General features: G+C 41.4%; 25 protein-coding genes and 1 tRNA gene. 10 read left to right on the forward strand and 16 right to left on the reverse strand.

The genetic code is table 11. The features are described from left to right. Window positions 1–997 precede the first annotated feature (997 nt). Window positions 998–1,696 carry a hypothetical protein gene (locus PP181_RS08865; protein ID WP_272636809.1) on the reverse strand — a complete coding sequence of 233 codons (699 nt, stop codon included), beginning with the start codon at window positions 1,694–1,696 and terminating at the stop codon, window positions 998–1,000. Window positions 1,697–1,977: 281 nt separating this feature from the next. Between PP181_RS08865 and PP181_RS08870 the strand changes: the two genes are divergently transcribed. Continuing rightward, on the forward strand, window positions 1,978–2,226 hold the full coding sequence (locus tag PP181_RS08870; RefSeq protein ID WP_161598246.1) for a hypothetical protein: 249 nt from the start codon (window positions 1,978–1,980) through the stop codon (window positions 2,224–2,226). A gap of 168 nt (window positions 2,227–2,394) precedes the next feature. Here PP181_RS08870 and PP181_RS08875 read toward each other — a convergent pair whose 3' ends face one another. Beyond that, entirely contained in the window at window positions 2,395–3,639 is a 1,245-nt protein-coding gene (locus tag PP181_RS08875; RefSeq protein WP_272636810.1) for a hypothetical protein, read from the reverse strand. Between the two features lie 314 nt (window positions 3,640–3,953). Between PP181_RS08875 and PP181_RS08880 the strand changes: the two genes are divergently transcribed. Together PP181_RS08880 and PP181_RS08885 are read left to right on the forward strand one after the other, a co-directional pair. Further along, entirely contained in the window at window positions 3,954–5,987 is a 2,034-nt protein-coding gene (locus PP181_RS08880; RefSeq protein WP_272636811.1) for a histidine kinase, read from the forward strand. Between the two features lie 2 nt (window positions 5,988–5,989). Next, the gene (locus PP181_RS08885) at window positions 5,990–6,748 is read left to right on the forward strand and encodes a LytR/AlgR family response regulator transcription factor (protein ID WP_272636812.1); all 759 of its coding nucleotides are present in this window, start codon (window positions 5,990–5,992) and stop codon (window positions 6,746–6,748) included. A 408-nt stretch (window positions 6,749–7,156) separates the two neighbouring features. Here the strand turns inward: PP181_RS08885 and PP181_RS08890 are convergent. After that, window positions 7,157–7,230, reverse strand: a tRNA-Met gene (locus PP181_RS08890). 133 nt (window positions 7,231–7,363) lie between these two features. Between PP181_RS08890 and PP181_RS08895 the strand changes: the two genes are divergently transcribed. Continuing rightward, the gene (locus tag PP181_RS08895; RefSeq protein WP_138258050.1) at window positions 7,364–7,747 is read left to right on the forward strand and encodes an START-like domain-containing protein; all 384 of its coding nucleotides are present in this window, start codon (window positions 7,364–7,366) and stop codon (window positions 7,745–7,747) included. A gap of 52 nt (window positions 7,748–7,799) precedes the next feature. Beyond that, a complete protein-coding gene (locus PP181_RS08900; RefSeq protein WP_272636813.1) occupies window positions 7,800–8,645 on the forward strand; it encodes an aminotransferase class IV in 846 nt (281 codons plus the stop codon). A 421-nt stretch (window positions 8,646–9,066) separates the two neighbouring features. On the opposite strand, the gene PP181_RS08905 is transcribed toward PP181_RS08900, so the two are convergent. From PP181_RS08905 to PP181_RS08925, 5 genes are all read right to left on the reverse strand, one after another. Then, window positions 9,067–9,627: a YqgE/AlgH family protein gene (locus tag PP181_RS08905; protein ID WP_138258052.1), complete on the reverse strand. Its 561-nt coding sequence runs from the start codon at window positions 9,625–9,627 to the stop codon at window positions 9,067–9,069. A gap of 111 nt (window positions 9,628–9,738) precedes the next feature. Next, on the reverse strand, window positions 9,739–10,011 hold the full coding sequence (locus PP181_RS08910) for an HU family DNA-binding protein (RefSeq protein WP_138258053.1): 273 nt from the start codon (window positions 10,009–10,011) through the stop codon (window positions 9,739–9,741). 176 nt (window positions 10,012–10,187) lie between these two features. Beyond that, complete coding sequence (gene fmt, locus PP181_RS08915) at window positions 10,188–11,135, reverse strand: methionyl-tRNA formyltransferase (RefSeq protein WP_272636814.1); 948 nt, start codon at window positions 11,133–11,135, stop codon at window positions 10,188–10,190. Further along, window positions 11,135–13,030, reverse strand: a complete 1,896-nt coding sequence (locus PP181_RS08920) for a RecQ family ATP-dependent DNA helicase (protein ID WP_272636815.1) — start codon at window positions 13,028–13,030, stop codon at window positions 11,135–11,137. Before PP181_RS08920 ends, fmt begins: the two co-directional genes overlap by 1 nt. Continuing rightward, complete coding sequence (locus PP181_RS08925) at window positions 13,031–13,591, reverse strand: ATP-binding protein (RefSeq protein ID WP_272636816.1); 561 nt, start codon at window positions 13,589–13,591, stop codon at window positions 13,031–13,033. Between the two features lie 87 nt (window positions 13,592–13,678). Here PP181_RS08925 and PP181_RS08930 point away from each other — a divergent pair, with 87 nt between their 5' ends. The 3 genes from PP181_RS08930 (at window position 13,679) to murA (ending at window position 16,134) form a co-directional block, all read left to right on the forward strand. Further along, complete coding sequence (locus tag PP181_RS08930) at window positions 13,679–13,966, forward strand: DUF493 family protein (protein ID WP_272636817.1); 288 nt, start codon at window positions 13,679–13,681, stop codon at window positions 13,964–13,966. A 194-nt stretch (window positions 13,967–14,160) separates the two neighbouring features. After that, window positions 14,161–14,811, forward strand: a complete 651-nt coding sequence (locus PP181_RS08935; protein WP_272636818.1) for a DUF4290 domain-containing protein — start codon at window positions 14,161–14,163, stop codon at window positions 14,809–14,811. A 15-nt stretch (window positions 14,812–14,826) separates the two neighbouring features. Then, window positions 14,827–16,134 carry a UDP-N-acetylglucosamine 1-carboxyvinyltransferase gene (murA, locus tag PP181_RS08940; RefSeq protein WP_138258059.1) on the forward strand — a complete coding sequence of 436 codons (1,308 nt, stop codon included), beginning with the start codon at window positions 14,827–14,829 and terminating at the stop codon, window positions 16,132–16,134. 10 nt (window positions 16,135–16,144) lie between these two features. Here murA and PP181_RS08945 read toward each other — a convergent pair whose 3' ends face one another. From PP181_RS08945 to PP181_RS08965, 5 genes are read right to left on the reverse strand one after another with little or no spacing between them, the layout of a single operon-like run. Beyond that, window positions 16,145–17,146: a pirin family protein gene (locus tag PP181_RS08945; RefSeq protein WP_272636819.1), complete on the reverse strand. Its 1,002-nt coding sequence runs from the start codon at window positions 17,144–17,146 to the stop codon at window positions 16,145–16,147. Between the two features lie 54 nt (window positions 17,147–17,200). Beyond that, window positions 17,201–17,605: a GNAT family N-acetyltransferase gene (locus tag PP181_RS08950; RefSeq protein ID WP_272636820.1), complete on the reverse strand. Its 405-nt coding sequence runs from the start codon at window positions 17,603–17,605 to the stop codon at window positions 17,201–17,203. Window positions 17,606–17,646: 41 nt separating this feature from the next. Continuing rightward, the gene (locus tag PP181_RS08955) at window positions 17,647–18,093 is read right to left on the reverse strand and encodes a VOC family protein (RefSeq protein ID WP_154920294.1); all 447 of its coding nucleotides are present in this window, start codon (window positions 18,091–18,093) and stop codon (window positions 17,647–17,649) included. A 19-nt stretch (window positions 18,094–18,112) separates the two neighbouring features. Beyond that, window positions 18,113–18,277, reverse strand: a complete 165-nt coding sequence (locus PP181_RS08960; RefSeq protein ID WP_154919586.1) for a Lacal_2735 family protein — start codon at window positions 18,275–18,277, stop codon at window positions 18,113–18,115. A gap of 18 nt (window positions 18,278–18,295) precedes the next feature. Then, window positions 18,296–19,723, reverse strand: coding sequence for an amidohydrolase (locus PP181_RS08965; protein ID WP_138258064.1), 1,428 nt, complete (start codon window positions 19,721–19,723; stop codon window positions 18,296–18,298). A 258-nt stretch (window positions 19,724–19,981) separates the two neighbouring features. On the opposite strand from PP181_RS08965, the gene PP181_RS08970 reads away from it, so the two are divergent. Continuing rightward, window positions 19,982–21,040: a DUF6340 family protein gene (locus PP181_RS08970; protein ID WP_272636821.1), complete on the forward strand. Its 1,059-nt coding sequence runs from the start codon at window positions 19,982–19,984 to the stop codon at window positions 21,038–21,040. Here the strand turns inward: PP181_RS08970 and PP181_RS08975 are convergent, their stop codons facing one another. The 3 genes from PP181_RS08975 to PP181_RS08985 form a co-directional block, all read right to left on the reverse strand. After that, entirely contained in the window at window positions 21,041–22,357 is a 1,317-nt protein-coding gene (locus PP181_RS08975; RefSeq protein ID WP_272636822.1) for a cryptochrome/photolyase family protein, read from the reverse strand. It lies immediately after the preceding gene. Further along, on the reverse strand, window positions 22,358–23,044 hold the full coding sequence (locus tag PP181_RS08980; RefSeq protein WP_272636823.1) for an SDR family NAD(P)-dependent oxidoreductase: 687 nt from the start codon (window positions 23,042–23,044) through the stop codon (window positions 22,358–22,360). It abuts the gene before it with no gap. Between the two features lie 183 nt (window positions 23,045–23,227). Further along, window positions 23,228–23,725, reverse strand: coding sequence for an SRPBCC family protein (locus tag PP181_RS08985; RefSeq protein WP_154919578.1), 498 nt, complete (start codon window positions 23,723–23,725; stop codon window positions 23,228–23,230). 202 nt (window positions 23,726–23,927) lie between these two features. On the opposite strand from PP181_RS08985, the gene PP181_RS08990 reads away from it, so the two are divergent. After that, a complete protein-coding gene (locus PP181_RS08990) occupies window positions 23,928–25,112 on the forward strand; it encodes a T9SS C-terminal target domain-containing protein (protein ID WP_272636824.1) in 1,185 nt (394 codons plus the stop codon). Window positions 25,113–25,136: the final 24 nt, after the last annotated feature.

Here is a 25,136-nt window from a genome sequence, read left to right on the forward strand (position 1 = left end):
TGGTATTTGGGTTATCTGTAACCTAGGGATAAAGCTGTATTTGCATTTTTGGAAGAAAAATAAGCATACCATCTTTTAACCAATGCCTTCCGTTATGTACTTTTGGACAAACAGAACCACTTGAAAAAACAGTTCTGTAGGATAGATTTTGACTCAGAAAAAGAGACTTACGTGAAAAACGTATGCCTTTTCGTATTCCTTTTGTAAAATTAGGAAAATCATGGTCACAAAAAAAACGGTTTTTGTATTTACAAACCGTTAATTTATAAAGGTTTTCACCTTGTAGCGAGAGAGGGATTTGAACCCTCGGCCTCCGGGTTATGAACTTTAACCGCTATTTTTTATTATTACAACCTATTGAAAAACAATTAGTTATTAAAATTATTTTTTCTGTTTTAATGTCAGCCGTATACGGTAAGTATGCGGTTTACTTTTTAAATTTACTGAAAGTAATCGGTCTATTTTTTAATTATTTTTTCCACTTTTCGAAAAGTACAGCTTTTTAGGTAGCTTCTATGCTACAAACGTTTTCAATAATTTCATTATGAAATAGTATGGAGATTTTTGTCTAGCTATAACCGTTGATTTTAAAATAGAATACTATCCTAATTTTTGTCGAATCTGGTAATGTTGTCCTTGTCCTGAGAATAAGGAACATGTCTTATCACATAACCTTTAAATTTCCTTAGAGTCGACACGTGAAAAGACGATACAGTGCCAGAAGATTCATTTAAACAAAGAGCAAGGTACGCTCAGATAAAGTTTTTTTAGAATTAATTATAGAATTTTTAATTCATAATATGCTCATTTTGTATATATTAATAAAAACCAAGATAAAATTGCTAGCTTATCTCCCATCTGAACCTTGTCCTAATTAAACACCTATACACGTTCAATAGTTTATTATGTTATTAGAACCTTAGTCTAGATGATACGCCCTCGGTAAACAGGTCAATTATGTCAAAAATCTAAACATAAGGGTATTGACGAAGTATCTTTAAAAATATTTGGCAAACCATTGGATGTCATCCAAACCTACTTTAATATTCTTGACCGTGACCTTACTGGGTTTAAAAGAGGTTACCTTAGGGTAGGTCTCATAGATTTCTTTAATATGATAGGCAATAAAGTTCAGTCCAGCCTCCAACTCAAATTGGTAATCATAGGTGGACTTCACGACATCCCCTGAAAATTGATTCGTGGTCGTACATTGCATGTTCAATGTAGTGGCCTGGGCCACATAAATGAGTTCGTAGAAAGTACCCTTTTCAGGATTGTTGTAGGCCTCGTCTTCCAGCCAAGGAATCATGGCCTCACTTGTCACCGGAAAAAGTACACCTGAGTACCTTCCTTTATACCACAATGTAATGGGTTTGATCTGTAAGGCCATTATTTCAGGATATAACGATTCCTCCTGTCCCAAGCAATTGAAGTAAAGGGCATACTTAAGCTCGTTGACGACCATTTGTTGTGCTTCATTGTCGGATAGGAAGCTTTCTATAGGGGGAAAAGTAAATTCCAGTGTCCCATCGGCTTTCAGTTTCCCAATGGTAATGGATCTGTCCAGTCCCAAGGGCAAAATTTCAATATCCATCTGCTTCATCCCCTTCAATGGATTGACAAGTTTTCCCGTTAAGGTCTGGGCACTGCCCAAAACACTTAGCAGTAGGGTAAGGAGTGTAAATAACTTTTTCATATCTATAGATGTTTTGGTTTTTCCGTTGCCCACGGCCATCGGCCAAGCAAACACTTTGTTCATGGGCTTTATCCAGTAGGCTTTTCAGAGTATCTTCAAAGTAAACATCGTTTTTATGGGTTCCGCTTCCCTTTGGGACGGTTGCATTTCCAAACATATTTCATAGGTTCCTGGCATCAGCTTTACTTTATTGCCATTGGCCGTTCTCTTAAGGAGCTGGCTAAATCAAAAGCTTCCACGGGAACATACAAGTCCCCCGGTAGCCAGGGCCGATCGTAACTTTGGCCGCTACCTACGGTTCTTCCATTATGGGCAAGGGTCGTTTTCATCTGGAACAGTACAATGTCCTTGTCCCCCGAGCTTTTCTTGAACCGGAACAGGACTTTGTGTTTGCCATTCCCAAAGTTTTTGAAAAGGGATATCGGCTCCTATACCTTCCAATCGGTGACCCTGTTCCATCTTTCCACTTTCAATTTTCCCTAAAGGGATTGGCCCAAAACGTTAGGAACAAAAAGACTGCGCATAGGTAAAAATATAACTAAAAGATTTTATGTGGAATTCTATTTTTAGGATTATTGAAAGCTTCTTCCCATATAACAGACCATTTCATGTCGAGATTAACCAAAAAAACATCTGCAAAACCAAAAACAAAGGGTCTATAACTTAGTTTTCAAATATGCAGATGCTTTCGTTCCATTTTACTCAACTGGGGTCACGGTGAAGGTATATGGCGTGGACCAAGTGTCAGGCAAAGGTTCCCCAAGATTAAGGTCCGCTGTTTTGCCATCGTTCATAAAAGTACGTGCCCGTACATAGTATGTGCCCACATCAAGTGTGGCATTGGTGGTCTTAATGTACAATGACCCATCTTCTTTGTCGCCAGGCATACCTGAAATGGGTGTCAACGTGGTCACTATTTCCCCTCTGTTTTCCCTGTATAAGTTAAGGTCGACAAAATCATCGGAAGGGCTTTGTAACAATTGTACCTGCAACCTGGCCGGTTGGAACAGGACCACTTTGTAATAATCATCCTGTTCTTCCTGAATCCCATATCCCTCATTGTTCTTGTTCGCATAAGCCTCAATGACTTCATCCTTTGGGATGAACTTGGCCTCATCAAAATTGTCATTGGGTTCATAGCAGTCCATGATGCCCATATATTCCCATGATATTTTATACGGTTCCGGATAAACATCCGATGATGGTGATGCATTGAAAAAAGGTCTTGCCATGACGTCATAGGCAATGCCCGGATGCGCCGAAAAGGCCACTTTTCTGGTAAGGGGGGTATCGGTTCCAGCAGACGTTCCGTTGATGACGGGAACCTCATCGCCAGAAACCGAAATATCTATCCACGGTTGGGATGGGAGGGGTCCTGTTGATTCCAAGGTAACGATATAATACCCCCCTGCGGGATCCGTTGATGCCGGTAGTAATCCGGGAAACTCATCCTCTTCACCGGCCTCCACCCATATGTCATCCTTGGCCATTGAAAAAACATCCGGTTCATAAGGTTCACATTCGTGCAGTTCGGCAATGGGAGCGATAAATGTCCTGACCCATTTTTGAACATTGCCCGCACCGGGGCTATTGACGCTGATCCTCAAGGTATCGTCCGTGCCCATTTCCATGAACCCGTTGTAATAATTCTGGTCAGAGCCCAACTCACCGTGTTCATAATTGGTTTCCCCGGTGGCCTCAATGTCCTTCCATTTGATGTTGTCCACCTGTAGGCTGGTATTTGCCGGGTCGGTCAGCACCCCTTGGTTGTTAGTGACAGTGACTTCCATACCATTGGCATCTGGGTTGTTGCCACCTACCCTGTACCATTTTCCCTGCAGCGCATCGAGGTTATATTGTGGGTCGTTATCCCCATCGGAGGAACAACTGCCCAGTATCAGGGCCAAGGTGAACAAATACATGATTTTTGTTGTCGTTTTCATAGATATAATTATTAGTGATGTTTTCGTTGTATTAAAAATTGGGTATAAAATAGTGTGGTTTTCATGTTGAGGTTTTTTGAAATATCCAATGAAAACAAACCTAGTCGATCACACTTCCCCATAAAACCATGATTTAGAATTTGACCTGTCCAACTTAGAATTCGGGATTGGTGTAATTACGTACCAAATTCTAGTTCACAATGGCCAAACCCTAATTTGTGGTGCGGGGGACGAATTCATTTTATATATTGGGGGAGTATTGAAGAGCCCAGCAATCGGGTCTTTTGTACCGATGCGATTTCAAACATGGAAAAATGAAAAAAATAGCCCCTGTCATTGTTTTTCTCCTAGTGGGGCTGTGTTCCCTTTCTGCACAGATGAAGGCCGATTCCCTTCCTTCCCGAGTGGACCTTGTGGGCCATCCGGAAGTAAAGGCTTTGCGGAGCACCCGGGAGGAATCCCTTGAGAAAATCTTGAAAACCGACGGTTGGAAAGCGTATGATTCCTCTTTTGCCACCACCCCGGAAACTGCGATCTGGATCAAGTTCCCGCTTGAAAACACCACACCGGACACGCTTACCACCTACCTCTTTCAAAGCGGTTTCCACATGGATTTGTACCTGCAAAATGATGGGGAATTCGAGCATTTCAAAAATGGTTACTTAATCCCCTTGGGAGAACGTTCTGAGTCCAAATGGTCTTTTTTTACAGAGTTGGTACTTTTGCCCTTCCAAAATTACCAATGTTATATCCGTATCACCAATAGTTACAAAAAGTACCGTTCCAATATGCCGATTTTGTATTCCAGACTCGACTATTTGGATTTCATGGACAAGGTCAGGACAAATCAAGCCCCATCCATTGCCTTTATTTATACCTATATCATCTCGCTTTGCTGTATCCTTGTATTTGCCCTGGTCTTTTGTTTTCGCCTGCGCAAACAGGTCTATTTCTATTATCTCGGCTACCTTTTCTTTCAACTATTATATGCCCTTGGCGTATTAAAGTTCTCTATAGCAACAGTGGGAAACATTGCACGGCACGCCCCGGCTACTTCTATGATCGTATTTGAACCGGCGCAATTTACTTTCATCGGGTTTTACATCTTGTTTATTTTGCATTTGCTGGAAGTCAAAAGCTTTAGTAAGCCGCTATCAAAGGCTTTGATAGGCTTGGGCATTTTTTGTTTTGCATACGCCTTTTTGCGTCTCATTTATAATTATCATATGTGGGATACGGATAATGCCGAAGAGCTGATTTTCTACATAGTACGGGCCATTGTAATACCGTTCAATCTTGTATTGTTCGTTTGGATCATGGTAAAGGTAAAGCATCCACTCATGAAATACTTTGTGTTGGGACAGAGCCTGTTTTTTATAGGGGCATTTGTTTCGTCATTTATATCGTTTACCGAATTACATTTCGTTCCCGGCAGTATTTTCAATTTTCCTTATGCACAAAATATCATCTTCCAAGCAGGGCTTCTGGGCGAAGTGTTCTGCTTCTCCATAGCGCTTGGGGAAAAGGTGTTCCTCATCCAAAAGGAAAAGGACAGGGCCAGCCAAAAATTGATCGAGCAATTGCAACAGAACCAGATCATGGAGGAAAAGATGCGCAAGGAACTGGACGAGCAGGTACAGCAAAAAACCGAAGAGTTGATCCAGCTCTATTCGGAAATGGAAAAGCAAAAGGAAGAACAGATCAAGAGGTCCTTTGCCGAACGCCTCCGCGACATGAAAATGCTGGCCCTACGCTCCCAGATGAACCCCCATTTCATCTTCAACAGTCTAAATGCCCTCAAAAACCTCGTGATGTTGTCACGGGAGGAGGATGCCATCCAATACCTGGACAATTTTTCGGTGCTGCTCCGTACCATATTGCAGAACAGCAGCAAAAACACCATCACGGTGGAAGAGGAACTGGAGATGCTGGAACTCTACCTCTCGTTGGAGAAAAGTCGTTTGGGCGAGGATTTCTCCTATACCATCCGTTGTGACTCGCGTGAAGCGCTCTCACAATTTACCATTCCGCCACTATTGTTGCAGCCCTTCGTGGAAAATGCTATATGGCACGGGCTGCATCCCAGTGGCAAACCAGAAAAAAAACTTTCGGTCACTTTCGACACCTCACAGCAACTTCAGATCACCATCGAGGACAATGGCGTTGGGCGAAAGGAAAGTGGCAAAACCAAAAAAACACATCCGTCTGCGGGGACGCGGATCACCCAGGAGCGATTGTCCCTTTACAACCATATCAGCGAAGCCAAAATGCACCTGAACATTTTGGATCTTGAAAACGACCAGGGCATGCCAGAGGGCACCCGCATAACCATAACCTATAACGGATAACCATGGCCAATATCATTATCATCGATGACGAAATGCACTGCGTGAACGTACTGAAAAACCTGATCACCAAGGTGCACCCCGACTACAAGATTACGGGGACATTCTGCAACTCCACCCAAGGTTTGGAGTATCTTCATGCCAATTCGCCCGATCTTTTGTTCCTAGACATTGAGATGCCCAACTTGAATGGTTTTGCATTATTGGACAAAATACTACCTATCGACTTTGATATTATTTTTACAACGGCTTATAACCAATATGCCATTCGGGCTTTCCAGTATAGTGCCATCAATTATCTATTGAAGCCCATTACCGAAAAAAGTATAGTGCAAGCATTGTCCAATTGGGAGAAACGTCGTAAAAAAACCTATCCTGAACAGTGGGAACTATTGCAGCATAATTTGAAGGGCACGGTGAAGGACCTGTCCAAGATTGCACTGCCCACGGGTGCCGGATACCATATTGTCGAGATCAAGGACATTGTGCGCTGCGAATCGGACAACAATTACACGAACTTTTTCTTTGATGACGGAAGCAAGCTGCTCATTTGCCGAACACTGAAGGAAATTGAAGAAATGTTGCAGGACTATGGTTTCCTGCGTGTGCACCAGTCCCATTTGATCAACCCCCAATTTGTCAAGGGTATCCTGAAAAGGGACGGGGGCACCGTGATTATGAAAGACGACAGGGAAATTCCCGTCTCAAGGCAAAAAAGGAATGAAATAAACGGCATCCTGGAGTCTATGTTGCGGTTTAAATAAATCGAATAGGATAAGTTACTCATGATTCTTATAAAATTAATTCGTTCTATAAGCTTTGACCTCTTCACATTTTTAGGTGCCCGTCATAACAAGAGAATTCGAGCTATTTTCATTCATTTTGATTTCATGAACTCCTTAGGGATGGTTTCTCTCATGAACTACAAGGTATAGTCTTAATTAACAAATGTTTATCCCGTATTACCGTTAATTCAAAATTAGGGTAGTCATGGTAAATTTATATTTAACATAAATATTATAAACCCGAATGTTTTATACTTGTAAAGTACAGAATAACAGTATTTCATTTGATTTATTTAGTAACCGCATACGCTACCGTATACGGTAATCACCAAAAAAAGAAACCGTTGAAAATGAACGTAAGTGATTCATTGTCAACGGTCTATTATGTAGCGAGAGAGGGACTTGAACCCTCGGCCTCCGGGTTATGAATCCGACGCTCTAACCAGCTGAGCTACCTCGCCATGGTAATTTTTGCGGCTGCAAATATAGAGTTTAATTTTTTGTTCATCAACATATGAGGTCTAAAAAATATTAAGCATCTTTTATTTTTTAATCATATAGAAATATATATATTGGGCGCATAAAGACGATCGAATGAGCGAAAAAATTAAATTTGAAATAGAGTACGTTATACAATCCTCCCCCCAATTACTTTATCAATACTTGGTAACACCCTCCGGCCTTTCCGAATGGTTTGCCGATAATGTAAATTCAAGGGGTGAGAAATATATTTTTATTTGGGACGGTGCAGAGGAAGAAGCAAAATTACTGAAAAGAAAATCCGATGAATTTGTACGCTTTTCTTGGGCCGAGGGTGATGAAGGAACCTATTTTGAGATGAAGATTATTGTCGATGAGATTACCAAGGATGTATCGCTATTCATAACCGATTTTGCCGAAGAGGACGAAGTGGACGAGGCAAAGATGTTATGGGAGAACCAAGTATCCGATTTAAAACAGGTGCTAGGATCAAAATAGAATTTCTTTATGAAACCGTATCTTTGGGCCTTTAAAGTAAAGGCCTTTTTTTATGGTAAATTTTAATGGGGAATTAGTTGGAAACGAACAAGGTTTTTTTAATCACCAAAACCGCGGTTTCAAGTATGGGGATGCTCTTTTTGAGACCATAAGGGAAGTTAACGGCCATATTTATTTTTTGGAGGAGCATTACCTTAGACTTATGGCTTCTATGCGGATTTTACGCATGGAAATCCCCATGAATTTTACCATGGAATTTTTTGAGGAGGAAATTCACAAGACCATAAGTCCCAATGAAACCTCACCTGCCCATAGGATTCGCTTTGCCGTTTACAGGAATGATGGGGGTTTATATACACCACAGACTAATGATATTTCCTATGTGATTGAAGTAAGTAGTCTAGATGCACCTTTCTATGTTCTGAACGAAGCTGTTTATGAAGTAGAACTCTTTAAGGATTTTTATTTGAATCCCGACATGTTGTCAAACCTAAAGACGAACAATAAAATAATTCACGTAGTGGCGGGCATTTATGCAAAGGAAAACGATTATCAGAATTGTTTGTTGCTCAATAATGATAAGTCCGTCGTGGAAGCCATAAACGGGAATATCTTCGTAGTAACTGGAAATTTAGTTAAGACGCCCCCCTTGAAAGATGGGTGCTTGGACGGAATCATTCGAAAAAAAATACTTACCATGTTGAAGGATGATGAAGTTTATAACATCGTAGAGGAAAGCATATCGCCCTTTGAACTTCAAAAGGTTGATGAGCTTTTTATCACCAATGTTATCCAAGGAATCGTTCCTGTTACCAACTATCGCAAAAAGGAGTATACATCGGCGATGGCCAAAAGGCTCGTTGGAAGATTGAATGCCCTTGCCCGATTGGCCGTTTAATCCGCATTATCCAAAAACAGGTACATCATAGCTTTTATTGAAATAACTGGTCATTTATAGTAAAATAGGTTAGCCTTTAAGTATTTCGTTATCAATACCATGTCAAATAAAAATGGCTGCCGATTTACTGATTCATTTGCCTGATGCCTTCATCGCACAAATTTCAAGGAAACCAAGGTATTGATAAACTTTACTGCTTCTGCACGGAAAATGTAATGGGAGTAAGCTTTTGCTCATTTGGTAACCGCAACATGTATATTAAATATGTTTAGAGTTATCAGGGGAATACCTTTTACAGAACATCATTTAAATACTTTGTACCTATAATTTCATATTCAATTTTTGGTAGTTGATCTTCGCTAACTGCTAACTGCTAACTGCTAACTGCTAACTGCTAGCTGCTAATTGTAATTGGAGTCCCTCAATTAAGACTAGGGTTTTCCGGTGCATTGGACCATAATAGATAGTCTCCACCTAGTTCCAGCATTTTTTCCTTCCAAAAAGCTCCAGAGGGTTTTTGTATAATCTGACTCCGATATTCATTCTTGACAACTATCCAAGACTTGGATGATAGCTCCTTGTCCAGTTGGAGAGAAGACCAACCGGAGTAGCCCAGAAAGAACCTTATATCGTCTTCGGAAATAATGTGGTTATTGATAAGATCTACGGTCTTATCAAAATCACCGCCCCAATAGATGCCGTCCGAAATTTCAACGCTATTATCGATTAGATGGGGTACTTTATGAATAAAGTATAGATTGTCCTGCTCAACGGGTCCGCCATTGTATACTTGAAAGGGTTTGGAGATTTCGGTAACAAGATCACTTATTTGATATTCCAAAGGTTTATTGAGTATAAATCCTACGGACCCCTCTTCATTGTGCTCCGCAATAAGAACTACAGATCTATTGAAGGAAACATCACCTGTTAGAGACGGCTCAGCAATTAACAACTTACCCTTGTTTGGCTTTAAATGCACCATATTTAAACACCTGAATAATCCTAAAGTAAGACATTTCACATTAATTATCCAAACTGGGAATAAAAAAAGGCACTTAATAAGTGCCTTTTCATATGATAATCTTGCAATTATTTAGTTAACTGCATCGCTTAGGTCAGAACCTGCCTTAAACTTAACAACGTTTTTAGCTGCGATTTGGATAGTTTTACCAGTAGATGGATTTCTACCTTCTCTTGCATTTCTTTTAGATACGGACCAAGACCCGAAACCAACTAGAGAAACTCTATTGCCCTTTTTTAGAGCACCTTCAACATTTCCTAAGAAAGACTCCAATGACTTTTTAGCCGCTGCTTTAGTGATGCCCGCGTCTGCTGCCATTGCATCAATCAATTCTGTTTTGTTCATAATCTGATTAAATTAATTGTTGTTAAATAATTTTAAACCTATAACAAATTTATATGGATTTACGACCAACACAAGTAAAATGGGGGCAAATCCCTTATTTTGTTGATAACTCAAGAGGTTTGTTGATAAAGTAAGGCTTTTTTTACGTCTTCGGCTATCCCAATAATGACGGGGCTTCAGCCAATTTTGGCATTTTTTGATAGATTAAGGCCGTTCAACAAATCTGCTACCGTCATTTTTCGTTTCCCCTGTAGTTGTACTTCCCATAATTTCAGGAACCCATTTTTAACCGAAACCTTTAGCTCTTTTTTGTCGAACAGTAAACTCCCAAAATCCAAGGAATGGTCTGTTTTCTCCTTGGTGGCCTTATAGATTTTAATATCCAGTTGTTCCCCATCATTTGTTAGGGTGCTCCAAGCGGCGGGGTAGGGGCTCAATCCCCGAATCTTATTATAAATTTCATCCATGGGACGGCTCCAGTCGATTTTGCATGTATCCCTTTGAATTTTATGGGCCACTTTCAATTCGGCCGGATTTTCCTGTACAATAGCATCCATATTTCCTTGTGAAATCCTTTCCAAAGTTTCCATAACGGCATCGGCGCCCAATACCATCAAACGGTCATGTAAGGAACCAGCGTCCTCGTCCTTGTGAATTTCGGTTTCCTTTTGGAGGATGATAGCCCCTGTGTCTATTTTATCATCGATAAAAAACGTGGTGACCCCCGTTTTTGTTTCGCCATTAATAATGGCCCAGTTGATGGGGGCCGCGCCCCTATATTGGGGCAGCAGGGAGGCATGGAGGTTAAAAGTGCCAAATTCCGGCATTTGCCAAACAGCCTTTGGCAACATTCTAAAGGCGACGACCACTTGAAGGTTCGCGTTCAATGCCTTTAATTCTCCCAAAAAATCCTCGCTCTTGAGATTGGTCGGTTGTAAAATGGGCAGGCCCTTGTCCTGGGCGTATTTTTTTACTGCGGACTCGTTTAGTTTTCTTCCCCTTCCAGCAGGTCTGTCAGGGGCCGTAACCACACCTACTACTTTGTAACCGCCTTGAAAGATGGCATCCAAAATCCCCACGGCAAAATCTGGGGTTCCCATAAATACTATTCGTAATGCTTGCATTAGATGATTTTATATTCGTTTTTGGAGGTAAGCTCCACAATCCCGTCTTCCAAAAGTTCTTGTAATACCAGTAGGAGCAATTCTTGTTGGCAATGAAGCAAAGTTAGCAATGTTCTTGAGGAGGCATCCTGATTTTTCAGTAATCCTATCGCTCTGTTCTTGAGTTCCAGAAGTTGAGTACCCTTAGAAGGAGCTCCTAGACATACGTCGCAGATTCCACAGGAATCGGGGTTCTTTTCCCCAAAATAGGTTAGCAATTGCTTACTTCGGCATATATATTCCGTTCCAATATAATTAAGCATGGCCGTAACCTGGGCCTGTTTCAATTGGTTCTGTTCGTTGATAGTTTTCGCAAATCGATTTATGGTCTGCTCATCTTCCCTTGGTACCAAAAAGGTAATTTCAAGGTCACTATGGGAAGCATTGTATTCGATTATTTCATCCCGCGCCAAAATTTCGAGGTATTCCAGCACTTTCTTTTCGGGGTAACTTAATTTTTTGGCCAGGGTAAAGGTATTGATGACCGTATGGTTTTCAAAAATTCCTCCATAGGTTCGCAAAATCAATTTTGTAAAGTCGTCCAAAAAAGCGTTTCTACCTAAATAGCCTAAAAGCGATTCTTTGGAACATATAAAGAGTACACTGGACATACGGTTGAAAGATTCAGATAGTGCGATGACGGAGTTTCTATCCAGAATCTTCAATACATTATATGTTATCAAAGTATTTAAATGATAGGCATCACAGAATTCATTGAAATGTATCCGAAATGTTTCGTTACTCCCTTCCCCAAAGGCGATTTGAAAATAGTTGTTCAGTTTTCTATAGATGTATTTTACCGTGGAGACATCGGGCAATACATCTAAAAATTGTTTTTTGGCAAGTTCCTGGTCGGTTTTATTTGTGATGAGGATTGCAGCGGCCTTATCCCCATTACGTCCAGCCCTGCCTGCTTCCTGAAAATAATTTTCGATACAGTCCGGAACTTGATAATGAATGACAAGGGAAACATCGGCCTTATCGATACCCATGCCAAAAGCATTGGTGGCTACCATTACCTTTATCTCGTTCTGGAGCCATTTGTCTAATTTGTCCCTTTTGTCCTTTTCGGGAATTCCCCCGTGATAGAACGTCGACGAAATCCCATTCTGTAAAAGATAGTTACTGATATCCTCGGTAACCCTTCTCGAGCGTGTGTAAATTATTCCGCTACTTTTTAGTCGCTTGCAATAATACAAAAGTTGAAACCGCTTGTCTTCTTGGGTATCTACCCTAAAGGAAATATTATCCCGTACGAACGATTGCTTTTGAATCAGTGGATTCAACAATTCCAATTGCTTAACAATATCCGCTTCTACCCTTTGTGTGGCCGTAGCGGTCAAGGCCATCATAGGGACTTCTGGATGAAGCTCCCTTAGGATTTTACATTGTAAGTACGCCGGACGAAAATCGTGGCCCCATTGCGAAATACAGTGGGCCTCATCGACCACCAAAAAATTGACGTACATCTGACGGATGCGGTCCTGTACCATTTCCTGCTCCAAACGCTCAGGAGACATGTATAGAAATTTGTAGTCTCCATAGACACAATTGTCCAAAAGATCATTGATCTCCTCAAAACGCATCTTGCCGGTCATGCCAATGGCTTTTATACCCATGCTTTTTAATTGCGAAACCTGGTTTTGAATTAAGGAGATTAAAGGGGAAATTACGATACAGATACCCTCGGTGGCCATGCTGGGAACTTGAAAGCAAACCGACTTCCCACCACCTGTGGGCAATAATGCCAAAACATCCCTACCATTGAGGGCCGCTTTAATAATTTCTTCCTGAGAGCCCTTAAAATTTGGGTAGCCCCAATATTCTTTGAGTACTTTATGTGGATCTAAGCTCACTTATATGATTATCCTTTTCACTATAAAATCCAAACGCTCCGCTACAGTTCCAAATGGTACTTCCACGATGTCGTAACCTAAAGATCGGTAGGTCTCTTCCAGATGAATATGGAGGTCTACGGCCTGGGGATAGCTTTCCAATCGCTCATTGTCCTGTACATAGATTTCTTCCCAAGGAGGTAGAATGAACACTTGGTCATATCTATATTGCTTACAAATCTCCTTGAACTCCACATCGTATGCTTGTCCAAAATAGTCCATATAGGCCAAAACATCGGGGGTACCCCGGTCGTAAAAAAGTACATCATTTTTTAGGTTTCCGGCCTCTTGGAACTGTGCCAATCTACCTTTTAAAAGTGTATGGTTAAATGCCAAAGAATCGTCCACAAAGTCAATAGGGTTGCTCAAAACCGAATCTGACCTTTGCGATTTTTTGGCCTCCAGGGTCATGGTACGAATGATTTCATGAAAGCAGTAATATCCTCTATCTTCCAAAGATTTAATTACCGAAGTCTTTCCGGTGCCGGGGGCACCGGTTATCACAATCCTCTTAAAGTCCAAATACTGTAGATTTACCCTGTAAATTTACGCAAACGCTAGGTTTTAAAAAACTAATCATTTACCCGTACCTTTGTAAAAAATAATGTAATGGCAGAAAATAATTCTGATGCGTTTTATAGTAAATTAAGGAAACAGTTATCGGCGACTAGCACATGGCCCTCAAATTACTTGTACAAATTCATTGTTTTATCTGATCAGGAAAAAATCAATAGCATACACAAGATTTTTGACAATATGGGTGCCGTCATCGAATCAAAAAAATCCAAAAACGGAAAGTACACCAGTGTTTCGATTACCGTCAACCTCAAGAATCCGGACCAGGTCATTGAGAAATATAAGGAAGTAGGGGCTATAGAGGGAGTGATTTCCCTCTAAAATCAATGGTTCCAAATTCCTAGGGGTATTTAAGGAGATACAAGTGTGAGGGATTATTCTTTGAATTTCGGGCAAACTTCAATAAGTTAAATTCCGATTATGTGGTAAAATAGTATTTCCGCCATAATTTTATTACTTTGCAGACGTTAAAAAGAAGACTTCTTCGAAACATTTTTTAAGATAAATTTTCCAATTTGGATTTAGTAAACAACCTCGAATACAATACAGAGCGTCCCCAATTGATCATCCCTGAATACGGTAGGCATTTTCAAAAAATGGTGGACTATGCCGTTTCTATAAAAGATGATGCAGAACGTAACCGTGTGGCAAAGTCCATTATCAGCGTTATGGGCAACTTGCAGCCACACTTGCGCGACGTGCCTGATTTTCAGCACAAATTGTGGGATCAGCTATTTATCATGTCCGACTTTAAACTCGACGTGGAATCACCTTTCCCAATAACTTCTAAGGAGATGTTACAAAAGCGTCCAGAACCTTTGGAATATCCCCAGAACTATCCTAAATACAGATTTTACGGGAACAACATCAAGCGAATGATCGATGTTGCCGTACAATGGGAAAAAGGTGACAAGCGCTCCGGCCTGGAGTATGCCATTGCCAATCATATGAAGAAATGCTATCTTAACTGGAACAAGGAAGTTGTGGACGATACCGCAATTTTCAAACATTTGTACGAGCTGAGCAATGGTGAAATAGATTTGGCCGCCAAAGGCGAAAATCTTACCGATAGCGGACAATTCCTTAAAAACAAGGTTGCCAAAACCCCAAGGCCAAGTTCCGGTAAAAAGAATAGAAACAATAATCGCGGTAAAAAACGCTACTAAACTTCCATTTCCTAGATGGGAACATTTAAGATTGAAGGCGGACATTCACTTTCCGGTGAAATAACGCCACAAGGTGCAAAGAACGAGGCATTGCAAATTCTGTGTGCCGTACTTTTGACATCGGAAAAAGTTACAATAAACAACATCCCGGACATCGTTGATGTGAACAAACTGATATCCCTTTTGGAAGATCTTGGTGTAAAGATTCAGAAAAGAGGAAAGGGTTCCTACACGTTCAAGGCCGATGATATCAATTTAGATTATCTACAATCCGATCAGTTCAAACAGGACGGGCGAGGACTTAGGGGTTCCATAATGTTGGTTGGACCATTATTGGCCCGGTTCGGAAAAGGATATATTCCAAAACCTGGAGGGGATAAAATAGGTCGTAGGCGTTTGGATACCCATTTTGAAGGCTTCATAAAGCTCGGTGCCAAGTTTAGATATAACAAGGAGGAATATTTCTATGGGGTTGAGGCAAAAGAGTTGAAAGGTACCTATATGTTGCTTGATGAAGCTTCGGTTACCGGCACCGCCAACATCCTAATGGCAGCGGTATTGGCGAAAGGTCAAACCACCATATACAATGCGGCATGCGAGCCTTATTTACAACAGTTGTGTAAAATGCTCATTCGGATGGGTGCCAAGATTTCGGGAGTCGGGTCCAACTTGTTGGTCATTGATGGTGTGGAATCCTTGGGGGGAACGGAACATACCATGTTGCCCGACATGATCGAGATCGGAAGCTGGATCGGCTTGGCAGCCATGACTCGAAGTGAATTGACCATAAAAAATGTAAGTTGGGACGATTTGGGACAAATACCCACGGTTTTCAGAAAACTGGGGATACAATTGGAACGGAGAGGAGATGATATCTTTATTCCGAAACATACCAACGGATATGAAATTCAAAATTACATTGATGGGTCGATATTGACCATTGCCGATGCGCCTTGGCCCGGGTTGACTCCAGACCTTCTTAGTATTATTTTGGTAGTAGCCACTCAGGCGAAAGGGGAAGTCATCATTCACCAAAAAATGTTCGAAAGCCGACTGTTCTTTGTGGACAAACTATTGGATATGGGTGCCAAGATAATTCTTTGCGACCCGCATCGTGCTGCCGTCATGGGCCATAATTTCAAGTCGACCCTAAAAGCGACCACGATGACCTCACCAGATATACGTGCTGGTGTATCCTTACTGATCGCTGCCTTATCCGCAAAGGGTACCTCTATTATCCACAATATTGAACAGATCGATAGGGGCTATGAGAATATCGATGTACGATTGAAAGCTATCGGGGCAAAAATAGACAGGATTTAATTGGAGATAACTATTTTTCAATTACAGTTCCATCCGGATATTTCGCGAACCTACCTTTTTCGGCATCATGAATATTATCGGGATAGGGCCATGGCCATCCACCAAATTGGGTCAATCTAAACTGTGAGAAAGCTTTTTGAAGTTCTTCCTGTGTGGTCATTACAAAGGGACCTTGTTGGGCAACGGGCTCGTTGATAGGGGCCCCCTGCAGCACCAATAGCTTGGCAACTTTTGAACCTGCTTTTAGGTTGATATCCGCTTCAGGATTCACATCCATACCAAAATTTTTGGGGATTGTTTCGGTCTCGATGCTAATTTCGTCCCCTTCATAAAAATAAATACTTCGGTTAATGCCTTTCTCTGCCTTTGGAAGACGGATTTCTCCGTTGGCTTTAATAACGATACTCCAAATAGCTACTTTATTTTCAGGCTCCGATGCCCAAGAATCCGGCGGTGGTGCAAGTGCCGTGATATCATTAAAGTTCCCTGCAATTACGGTAACCGTAGCTTTTTCCGTTATTATTATAGGGATATCTTCATGCCAGAGCATCTTAAAATAGGGATCGGCAAACTTGGACTTTTTTGGTAGGTTCAACCAAATTTGAAATAGTTCCAAGGTGTTTTCCTTATCGGTATGTAATAGCGGAAACATTTCGCAATGTTGCACACCGCTTCCTGCGGTCATCCATTGAGTGTCGCCCAAGCCAAATCTTCCTGCTGCACCTAAGGAGTCGGAATGATCGCAAAAACCTTGGTTAACAACTGTTACCGTCTCGAATCCAACATGTGGATGTGCGGGGAATCCGGGAATGGTTTGACCATGATACATACGCCAGTCCTGGTGGGGATCAAAATCCCCGCCCAAAGGTCTTCCTTTCAGTAATTCTGGATTCGGACCTAAATCTGGGGTACCTTCAGGAAAATGATCTAAGTGGTGTACACAGAACAAAAATGGGTCCTGGGTCTGCCATTGAAAACCGAGAGGAAACTTTCGTATTATTGTATTGCTCATTAAAAGGATTTTTAGTTCAAGATAGCTACGTAAAATTACGCTACCAGATTATCTTCACAAAATTCGCTCCATCACTAGGTAGGATACTCCTTCCTTTGAAAAGCTATTTTTTGTTTTTATCAGTCCAAAATTTTCATAAAAGTCGGTTTTGTCCAGTCGGGCATTGCACCAAATTTTTTGTACCTTTTTTTGAAGACAAATGGCGATTATATGGTCGATAAGCGCCGAAGCATATCCTTTTTTTTGGTATCCATGTAGTGTTGCAAGCTTTCTAAATTGGGCCAAATCATCCGCTATAAAAAGGGAAATACAGCTCACCAATTTATCTTCAACGAAAATTCCGTAATGTGCTCCGGAGGTATCTTTCTCCAGCTTTACGAATTCGATTGGATGCTTGGGCCACATAACCTGATGCCTGATCGTCCAAGTGTGTTCGGGCGATATCCTTTTTATTTCCAATCCAAAACAGTTTTGGTCATTATAAAGATGAGCATGACTTTTTAATGAACGGCCGTATTGATTTCCACCCAATTATTTTCAGGATCTTGTACATAAATTTGTCGGACTCCATCGGCCCTCAGGGTAACGGCGTTTGGTTTACCTGGCCAGTCCGAGTATGGAACGTTCTTTTCTTCCAAATGGGCAATAAATTCATCCAGTTTCTGTGTGGCCAAACAAAGATGGACACTTTTGTTGTGCTTCATAGGTACGCTGTCCTTTCCGATCAAATGCAATTGCGAGTTCCCATGGATTACGAACCAACGAAATCCGGAAGTGGCTGAAGGATGGGGAATTTCCTTAAGTTTTAGAATGTTCTTATAGAATTTCCCCGTTTTTTCCAAGTCCTTCACAATGAGCGAATAATGGTCGTACTTAAAATCGAAGTTCGTTTCTGATTCTTCCTGGGCTTTTAGCGAATATTGAAGAAAAAAGAAACAAAGAACCATCAATGTTGGTCTTTTAACTTCATTCCAAGGCATCCAGTTTTTTCTGGATTTCGTCCGCTTTTGCATATTTTTCATCACTTGCTTTTCTGTTAATGGTCGATAGTTCAAAAGCCTCTTTCATGAGCTTTTGATATTCTGCAGTCAATTTTTCCTTTTCTGTTTTTCTTTTAAATAATCCGAACATAGCAATCTTATTTTTTTCTTAATTTTTTCCAATAGGTGGTGGCCCATCGATCATGGGCTCGTACACCTCATTTCCTTTTCTGGTCTTAAACTCTTCCTTCACGGCCTCCACCATTTTTGGATTTTCAAAAAGGTCCAACATGGTCATACCCATCGCTTTGGCCGCATGCACCATTCCTTTATGGCCAATGGACATACCGCCGCAGGCCACAACGGCCCAAGAATGCCAGGGCGTATCTTTTGGCGCTACGGTAACTCCCAAATTAATGTTGGGTACATTCCAACTTACGTCGCCCACATCTGTGGAACCGCCACCGGGATTCTCTTCCGTTTCCTTAAGCGGGTACACCTTACCGTCCATTCCAACTTCGGGTTTTCCCGTCGCTTTTTGGATGGCCCTTCCAAAAGCTTCCTCTTCTTCCGTATAGGTGATAGGGCCCAATAGCTCCAGATTGGACTGCATGATTTCTCCACCCGTCCTGTTGACCAAGGTTTCATAAATACCTGAGACCAATGAAATTTTATAATCTACATCCGCCATGATGGCAGCACCTTCCGCCATGGCCTTTACGCGTTCGTAGGTAGGCAACATTTTGGACCTCTTTGGGTCGCGAACCCTTACCCAAAGCTTCGCATAATCTGGAACCACATTTACCACCTGTCCGCCATCCTGTATGTGATAGTGAATACGTGAAGTGGGCAAAATATGCTCCCTGTAGTAGTTGATACCGGTGGTATACAGCTCTAGGGCATCGGAGGCACTTTTACCGTTCCAGGGATCTGCGGATGCATGCGCAGTCTGTCCATAGAACTCAACGATGAAATCGATCAGGGAAAGTCCTGTTTGAACATCGGCTTCTATGCCTGCGGAAGGATGCCAGCTTACATTAACGTCCACATCGTCCCAAAGTCCGGCCTCAACCATCCACACTTTAGCAAAATACTTTTCTTCTGCCGGTGTGCCCAAAAACTTGACGGTCCCCTGTATTTTTCCAGCTTCCATTAATTCCTTTATGGCAATGGCGGCCCCTAAACTTGCCGTGCCGAACATATTGTGGCCGCAACCGTGGCCCGCCGCTCCTTCTTTTAAAGGCGATTTTTCCGGGCTCGCCTTTTGAGAGATTCCGGGTAGGGCATCAAATTCACCCAAAATACTAATAACCGGTTTGCCGGAACCGTATGTGGCCGTAAAGGCAGTGGGGATATTGGCAACGCCCCGGGTTACAGTCAGTCCATTTTTTTCGGCATAGTCAGCAAGGATTCGGGAAGATTCCGTCTCTTCAAAGGCTGTTTCTGCCAACGCCCAAATGGAGTCGCTGATTTTGATAAGTTGCTCCTTATGATTTTCAACGGAAGCAATGACCGCTTTTTTGTCCTTGCTCATTTTTTGGCCCTGAACAACGTTAATCAGACCGAAGCAGCATGCTAGTACTAGGAATTTTTTCATTTTTATCGGTTTACTTGGTATGGATTATTTAGTGTTTCTAAATATAAATTGAAAGAATGATTTCATTGTAGCGTAAATATAAGGTTTTAAAAGGTCTGAAGGAAGCGCCTACAATATAGGCTTGTTCAAATTTTTATGTTCTTAGAACAGATAATCCAAGACTTCTAAGTTCTTGGCATTTTTTACATACTTCCTGAAATACTTAACAGTAAAGTTTTTCGTTATAAATCAACCAATTATATCCTTAAATCCGATAGCATGAAGAACATTTTAAACATATTCCTAATTGCCGGAATCATTCTAATGAACGTTTCCTGTAGTTCTACCAATAGATTGACCATGGGAGTGACGCAGGCTCCGAGGATTGCCATTCCGGCCCATGTGACCAAGATTGGTATCCTCAACAGGAGTATTCCATCGGAAGAAAACAATAAACTGGATAAACTGGATAAGGTCTTGTCCCTTGAAGGAAAGGATTTGGACAAAGAAGGCGCAGAATATGCCATTCAGGGGCTTCTGGATGCATTGAAGAGGGACAGCAGATTTGAAGTGGTCAGGATAATCGAAGATGTTGATGGATCGCGCAAAGGTTTGGGTGTTTTTCCAGCTGCCTTGCCTACGGATTTTGTAGCGCAAATTTGTCAGGAGAACGAGGTGGACATTTTATTTTCCTTGGAGTTTTATGATACGGATACAACGCCCAGTTATGAACTAACCACCGTAAGTATACCTAACAACGTAGGTATTAACATAGGGATTCCAGGTCATAGGTTAACCTTAAATACATTAATTGAAAATGGCTGGAGGGTTTACGATCCCGTTACAAAAACAATTTTGGACGAATATATTTTTAATGACTTCCTTACATCGGTGGGAGAGGGCGTCAATCCGGCAAAGGCGTTTGAAGCCATAGCGGGAAGAAAGGAAGGTGTTTTGCAAATAAGTAACACCATTGGCATGGATTACGCGCTCTTGACAAGGCCCATTAACGTGCGAGTAGCACGGGATTATTTTGTACGCGGCACCAACAATTTTAAAATCGCGATGCGAAGGGCCAGAACTGGCAATTGGGATGGAGCGGCCGATTTATGGGCTACGGAACTTGATAACAGAAAATCCAAAATTGCCGGAAGGGCCCATTACAATATGGCCATCATCAATGAAATCAATGGTGATTTGGAAAGGGCCTTGGAGTTTGCATCCGCTGCGTATTCCGATTATGATACTAGACTGGCCCTGCAATATGTCAATATCCTGAGAAGAAGATTGGCGGAACAACAGGAGTTGGAAGCCACATTTGATCAGCTTTCAAGATAATCAATTGTTAAGTGCCTCTTTATAGGTTTCCAAGCAGCGCTCCCTGGCCATTTTATGATCTACCATTTTATCTGGATAATTCAGTTCCTGTAATTCCGGTACCCATTTGTTGATATACTCTTTTTGCTTGTCGAATTTATCCACTTGGGTCATTGGATTGAATATCCTAAAATACGGAGCCGCGTCAACACCGCTACCGGCCGCCCACTGCCAGTTGCCTACGTTGGCACTCATGTCATAATCCAAGAGCTTTTCGGCAAAATAGGCCTCTCCCCAGCGCCAATCGATCAATAAATGTTTGCACAGGAAACTAGCGACGAGCATTCGCACCCTATTATGCATATAGCCGGTTAAATTTAGTTCACGCATTCCGGCATCTACAAGGGCATAACCCGTTTGTCCCTTTTTCCATTTATCGAATTCTTCCTCCTTGTTGCGCCATTCGATTCGGTCATATTTTGGTTTAAAGGCCTTGTCTTTGGTATGAGGAAAATGCCAAAGGATTTGCATAAAAAATTCGCGCCAAATCAATTCGCTCCAAAAAACCTCATTATCCTCATTGATGGCCTTTTTCATCATTTTCCGTATTGATGCCGTTCCAAACCTTAAATGCGGTCCTAATCTAGAAGTACCATTTTCTTTTGCCGGATAGTTTCGGGTATCCTCGTAATTATTGATTAGGGTAGGGGTGACAGTAAAATCCGGCACCTCTATGTCCGATTTTTTAAACCCTAAATCGCTCAACGTAAGGTTGGGAAGCCTCGTGTTTTCGATTAGATTATCCAAATAACTATTCGTATAATGGATTTGCAGATGTTTATCCTTGTCAAAGGTTTCCTTCCATTTGTTCTTATAGGGCGTATACACCACGTAAGGATCGCCATCGTCCTTCATAACTTCGGAGGTCTCAAAAATAACTTGGTCCTTAAAGGTCTTGAAGGCTATATCCTGGCTCGCCAAAAGCTCCTCGATTTCCCCATCACGGTCCCTCGCATACGGCTCATAGTCCCTATTCGTGTACACGCTTCCAATATTATACATCTCTATCAATTCCTCGAAAATCGATTTTGGCGTTCCGGAATATATGGCCAATGAGCTGTTCCAGTCATCTTGTAGTTCTTTCCTCATTTTCTGCAAGGTTTCAAAAATGAAGGTTACCCTAGCATCGTCTTCGGGCAGTTTGGAAAGAATATGGGTATCGAAAATGAAAATGGGCAGTACTTTGTGGTCCGACTTCAATGCGGCCAAAAAGCCTACATTATCATCCAGCCGTAAATCCCTTCGGAACCAAAAAATAGTGACGTTCTTTTTGGACATTTAACTAAGGTTTAGTGTAGAGATTCCTCCATCGACTCCAATGACCTGTCCCGTCATCCAAGAGCTTTTATCGCTTAGAAGAAAGGAAACTATATTCCCTATGTCTTCTGGTTTTCCAACTCTTTTCAATGGATGTCTTTCCCCCATGGATTCCCTTTTTTTGTCGTTGTTGAGCAGTCTGCTGGCCAGAGGAGTATCTATCAATGAAGGTGCCACGACGTTCACCCTTACTTTTGGCGCATATTCAGCGGCCAAGGATTTGGCAAAGCCTTCTATGGCACCTTTTGCCGCCGCAACGCTGGTGTGGAAGGGCATTCCATTGGAGACAGCTACCGTACTGAAAAATACCATGCTTGAATCATCCTTCATCTTGGGTATAATGTCCTTTACAACCCGAATCAAACCAAAGAAATTGATTTCCATATCGTTTTCAAAGGTTTCCAAACTCATCATCTTAAAAGGTTTCAGGTTGATACTTCCAGGGCAATACACAAAACCATCCAAATTGGGAATATCGTCCATATTTAATACATCTTCCGTGGCATCGAACTGAATATGGTTAATATTTTTATGGGATTCCGGGAGTTCCGTTCTGGATGCTACCAAAAGGTTATGAGTTTCCTTTAATTGGTCTACTACATCCAAACCAATCCCATGAGATCCACCTATCAATAATATTGTTTTCATCTGTTTATTTTTATTGTTTTTCGTAGGTCAGGTGTAATTCGCCAATAACCATCTCGTTATGTATCAAGACTTGTTATGGCTCATTTCATATGTTTAAAATTAGGTCAATAACTGGATTGTTAAACATTTCCTTTTCTAGAGTTATGTAATTCACTATAACAAATCCCTTGATACGGGTTTCATTTATATAGATTTAAATTCAACGGTGTTTTGTTTATCTAGCATACTACCAAAAAGTGAGGTCAATTTTTGCTCTCGATGCATAAATATTTGCTTTAATTGCTTTTTTACCAGAAATGGGTGCGACATCCGGCCCAAAATCCCAAAGGGCAATTTATAATCAATGATATCTTCCATTAAAACACCACCGGGTATTTCGCTGATGAAGTGTTTGTGATGCCACAATTTGTAGGGTCCAAAACGTTGCTCGTCCACAAAATAGCTTCCGGCCTGCACATGGGTTATCTCCGTTACCCACTTGGTGGAGTACCCTGGAAAAGGTTTCACGATATACTGGATAATTTGGCCGGGAAACATTTTCCTATCAGCGCCATCCAGAATATCAAAACCCATATGTTCTGGTGTAATTACCTTTAGGTTCGCAGGATTCGATAGAAACTGCCAAGCCTCTGATTGACTTATGGGCAAATATTGTTTTGACTTAAGCTGATAAAGTTTCATACAATCCTTTTAACAAATATACCTAATTTTTGTTTAACAAATATTGTTTTAAGTTAAACAAAATATAAAGTCTTAGCATTTATCTATGCAAGAGGATATGAATTTTCACCGATGAATCTGAATCTTTGATAGTTTAAATAAGTGCACGTAAGCTGCTTACCAAAAGGATTTTGTATTTTCCCTTTGCAATGTGAGTTTTGCCATGAAATATTTTACAGTTTTGTTGGTATTATTTACGTCCGTGCTTACGGCGCAACAAACGATTTCTGAAGTTGGCGGTTTGAATGCCGAAATCAACGAATCATCCGGACTACTTTTTTTTAATGACCGATTGATAACCCATAACGATTCTGGGAACGAGCCAATTCTGTATGAGATGGATACCACTTCCTTGGCCATAACCAGACGCATAACAATTACCAATGCCCAAAATATGGACTGGGAGGCATTGACACAGGATGCCAATTATATTTATATCGGGGATTTTGGGAACAATGTTGGAACGAGAACGGATTTGGTGATTTACCGAATTGCGAAGTCGGACTATCTAGTGTCCGACCAGGTACAGGCCGAAAGAATCGAATTCACATATGAGGACCAAACGGATTTTACCAATAACGGAAGTTCCGATTGGGATGCGGAAGCTTTCATCGCTTTGGATGATGCGTTGGTTGTCTTTACGAAGCAATGGCAAAGTCTGGGATCTGTCGCATATTCCATTCCAAAGACCATCGGTAGCCATGTCGCTACGAACATCGGTTCATTAAACGAGGTGGGCTTGGTGACTGACGCCGTTTATGATAGTGCAAGAACCAAATTGTATTTACTGGGATATTCAACCATTCTAATGCCGTTTTTAATCAAATTCGAGAATTCCATCGGTACGAACATCTTCAATGGAAGTTTTAGCAGCTACGATTTAGGACTGTCCTTTGTACAAACCGAAGGTATCGCCCAAATAAGTGCCAACCAATTCCTCTTTACTTCTGAATTTTTTTCACGACAAACACCTTCCATCACCAGTGCCGCAAGACTGTTTAAAATTACATTTGTCGATTCCGAGGTTCCCGAAGAACCGGAAACCCCTGAGGAACCGGAAACCCCCGAAGAACCTGAAACCCCCGAAGAACCCATAGAAAGTGACGAGGACGAAACGATACTTATATATAAGGATCTAAATATGGGTTCGTTCGTTTATGAAATTCAAACCTCCAATACGGTTTTTGGAAGTGCCATTTTTGATGCAGGCGGGAGGCTCGTTTGGAACTCCGGGAATGAAGTAGATACATCGGGTTCAATATCCAACACAATTAACGGACCCGGGATTTTCTATTTTGCAGCCTATCTAAATACGGGTACCCTTTCCGTACCTTTTGCCATATACTAGCACTTGTATCCCGCTTATTTAATA

Origin of the sequence: Maribacter sp. PR66, from assembly GCF_028464205.1 — a bacterium.
Lineage (GTDB): Bacteria > Bacteroidota > Bacteroidia > Flavobacteriales > Flavobacteriaceae > Maribacter > Maribacter flavus.